Here is a 3,582-nt window from a genome sequence, read left to right on the forward strand (position 1 = left end):
GAGGCGTTCACCTGCAGCGCGGTGGTGGAGAGGGTGCGGGATGATTCGGAGACCCCTTCGGCGGTCCCCCTGATCTGGCGCACCAGGGTGCGCAGGCTTTCCACCATGGCGTTGATGGAGAGCGCCATGTCGTGGGTCTCGTCCGGGAAGCGGGTCTCCCTGACCGGCAGGTCCTTGGAGAGATCACCCTGGCTGATCGCCTCGGTGGCGCCGCGCAAAAGCGAGATGTTCCTGGTGAAGCTCTTGGAGAAGAAGGAGCCGAGTATGAGCCCGATGGTGAGCGCCACCACGTAGGAGAGCAGGTGGGTCATCTCCGGGGAGTAGCCCAGCCCGGTTACCCAGCCCGGGACGAAGGCCACGCAGGCGACTACCGCCAGGAATCCGAGGATGAACTTGTAGCCGATCTGAATGTACATGCGTTGATGCTCCTTTTGAGGCGATGCTCTAAACTCTTTAAAGAACCCGGTAGATCCGCTCCACCGGACAGACGGTCCGGAAGCGGGCCCGGCTGGCGCTCGACAGGGTCTCCGATTTGCCCAACACCAGGATCCCCCCCTTCCCCAGGGCGTCCGCAAAACCGCTCAGGATCTCCTCCTGCCTTCCCCGCTCGAAATAGATGAGCACGTTCCTGCACAGGATCAGGTCGCTGGCCGGCCGGCTGGCGGCATCGTTGACGTCCCCCTGCTGGAAGGTGACCAGCGAGCGGATCTCGTCAGCCAGCTGGAAACGCTGCCCCTGCGGGGTGAACCAGCGCGACCTGAGTTCGGAGGGGACCTCGGCCAGGCGGTCGGGGTGGTAGAGCCCGTCCTTGGCCCCCTCCAGCACCCCCTGGTCGATGTCGATCCCCAGGATGGAGACCCGCTCCCCGTCGAGTAGTTCGGGGAAGCGCTCGCGCATCAGGAGGGCGAGGGTGTAGGGCTCCTCCCCCGAGGCGCACCCCACGCTGGTGAAGCGCAGTTGGCGGACGTGGCGCCGGACGGCAAGGTCGGGGATGATCTCTTCGGCGAGCTTTTCGAAGGTGGAAGGGTTCCTGAAGAAGTGGGAGACGTGGATGGTAAGGACGCGCAGCAAAAGCTCCTGCTCCGCGGGGCTCTCGGTCAGCAGGTCGCTGTAGGCCTGCGGCGAGGGAGATTCGGTGGCGCGCATTCGGATGGCGATGCGCCGTTTCACGCACTGGTCCTTGTACCCCTCCAGGCTGAAGCCGGAGCGGGCCTTGAGGATACGGCCGATGATCTCAAAGGTCTCCGGCGGGATGTCGGTCTCGCTGCGCAGCCGCTGGCTCAACATGGGGAGCCGCCGGCCGCCCGGGCGATCCGCCTGGCACCTTGTGAAATCGGGGACATCAAAAACCTCTACAGTGTTGGTGATGAGACGGCCGGCGATGAAAAGTGCATAACAAATTGCGCGTCAAAAGTCAATGAAGGCTTGCTAGCAGGGCCTTCCGGCAGTAACACATTCCGCTTATTCCAACTATCCCGCTCCCACCGGGAGAGGGCAGGGGTGAGGGAAGCCGCGCTGTGCCCCCGCTGTTGCAAGCGATGAGCCGTGCTCCCTGAGCCTGTCGAAGGGCTGTCCTGCCGCTTCTGCCCCGGTTGTCACAGTGCTCCCCCTCCCTGCCCCTCCCCCTTCGGGAGGGGGGACTTTCGGACGAGAGGCGCTCGGAGTCCCGGCGGGGGGCAAAAAAAAGCCCCGCCGTTTCGGGCGGGGCTTGGAGGCGTCTAGGACGCGAGGTACTGGGCGATCTTTTCGGTGAGGGTGCCGTAGATCTTGCGGCACTCCGCCTCGTCCCGCTCCAGCAGGGTGACCCTGAAGCCGAGCAGGTTGGTGTTGAAGGAGGAGAGCGGCACCACGCAGATACCGGTGTGGGCCAGGATGTAGTAGACGAAGCGCTTGTCGGGGGCGACGCCCGGCGCGTCCACGATCCCTTCCACCAGCTGGCGCACCTCGGCGTTCTCGATGGGGAGGCTCTGGCTGTTGTTCAGCACACCTTCCTTGAAGGGGACCGCCATGTAGAAGGCGCCGTTGGTGCGGTTCACCGCCAGCCCCGGGACCTGTTTCAGCGCCTCGTAGGTGATGTTGCTCATCTTCTCGTAGCGGCCGATCCGCTCCTGGAGGTAGAGCTGGTAGTTGGGGTGCTTCATGATGGCCGGCAGGCAGCGCTGCGGCAGGGTGGTCGAGCAGACCTCGTTCATCTTCGAGGAGAGGATCGAGTTGGTGAACTTCTTGAAGCGCGGGTCGCGGTCGGCGTTGTAGACCTCGATCCAGCCGCAGCGGGAGCCCGGCCAGGGGAGCTCCTTGGAGATACCCTTCATGGCGATGGCCGGCACCTCGCCGATCACGTCGGAGATGGGGACGGTCTTCTGGTCGTTGTAGACGATGTTGGAGTAGACCTCGTCGGCGATGATGAAGAGGTCGTAGGTGCGGGCGATGTCGACGATCTTCTTGAGCACCTCCACCGGGTAGACCATGCCGGTCGGGTTGTCCGGGTTGATCAGCATGATGCCGCAGATCTGCGGGTTGTACTTGACGTGGCACTCCAGGTCTTCCATGTCGGGGTACCAGTTGTCCTCCGGCTTCAGGCGGTAGCAGACCGGGCTCGCGTTGGCGTGCGCTGCCTCGCCGATCGAGTGGGTGGTGTAGGTGGGGGAGGGCATCAGCACCCGGCTCTCCGGGCGGAGGTTGCCGTACACCTTGGCGATGGCGTCGCCCAGGCCGTTGAAGAAGATGATGTCGTCGGGGGTGATCTGCGCGCCGCCTCGCTTGTTGGTGATCTCGCAGAGAAACTCGCGGGTCTCCAGCACGCCGCGGGTCGGGCAGTAGGCGTAGGTCTCGTCCTCCATGGCCGCAGCCGCCACGATCTCCTTCATCCAGTTGGGGATGATCTCACCCTTGACGATCGGGTCGCCGATGTTTTCCCAGTTGATCTTCACCCCGTGCCGCTGCACCTTCTCGGCCACCGTCACGATGTTCCTGATCTCGTAGGTCAATTCTCCCGCGCCGGGAGTGACAATCTCGTTACGCATCTGTTTCCCCCTTGAATCAGTCTCAAGTTGATATGTTTTACAGTCCAAACTTCCGGTTCGTTAATGCAAAAAGGCCGCAGGTATCCCCCACGGCCTTCGGTGAAATTTTTGTTTTTCCCAAATCAGCAGTGGCGGCTCTGTTAAGGTCTAGCCGCCGCTGCCGCCAGGTGGTCGATGCCACCGGATGTAACGCTGTTAGTATACATGGGAGAGTCGAATATCATGGAGGTGCTTCCTTGTCAACGCTTTTCTGTGCCGAGAGCTGTGGAGGAGCTTGCCGCTATCGTCCGCTCGGACACGTGAGGATGAAAGAGGGGACTGGCTCCGTCAGGTGTCTGTCCCCCTGTCTGACTCGTCCCGCCTACCGTCAAAGGAGGGGGGGATGATGGCGTTGCAGATGCGGGTGCCGCTACTCCTGCAGCGAGATGGTCAGCCGGCCGTCCGGGTCGCGCCACCTGACCCAGCCGGCGGGGGACTCCAGCCGTGCCCAGTCATCCACGGTCTCCAGCACCCGCACCGCCTGGTCCCGTCTCAGCGCCCCCTGCTGCTCCGCCTGGTC

Annotated in this window: 3 protein-coding genes; all 3 read right to left on the bottom strand. The window is 63.4% G+C overall.

Annotated elements, in window-relative coordinates; translation table 11 throughout:
- Positions 1 to 416: HAMP domain-containing protein (locus tag VJ604_RS06200; protein ID WP_324080728.1), on the bottom strand; the 416-nt coding region annotated here is incomplete at its 3' end.
- Positions 417 to 453: 37 nt separating this feature from the next.
- Complete coding sequence (locus VJ604_RS06205; RefSeq protein ID WP_324080730.1) at positions 454 to 1,287, bottom strand: CheR family methyltransferase; 834 nt, start codon at positions 1,285 to 1,287, stop codon at positions 454 to 456.
- A 431-nt stretch (positions 1,288 to 1,718) separates the two neighbouring features.
- The gene (locus VJ604_RS06210; RefSeq protein ID WP_324080733.1) at positions 1,719 to 3,023 is read right to left on the bottom strand and encodes a pyridoxal phosphate-dependent aminotransferase; all 1,305 of its coding nucleotides are present in this window, start codon (positions 3,021 to 3,023) and stop codon (positions 1,719 to 1,721) included.
- Positions 3,024 to 3,582: the final 559 nt, after the last annotated feature.

Source organism: Geomonas sp. (genome assembly GCF_035254065.1).
Lineage (GTDB): Bacteria > Desulfobacterota > Desulfuromonadia > Geobacterales > Geobacteraceae > Geomonas.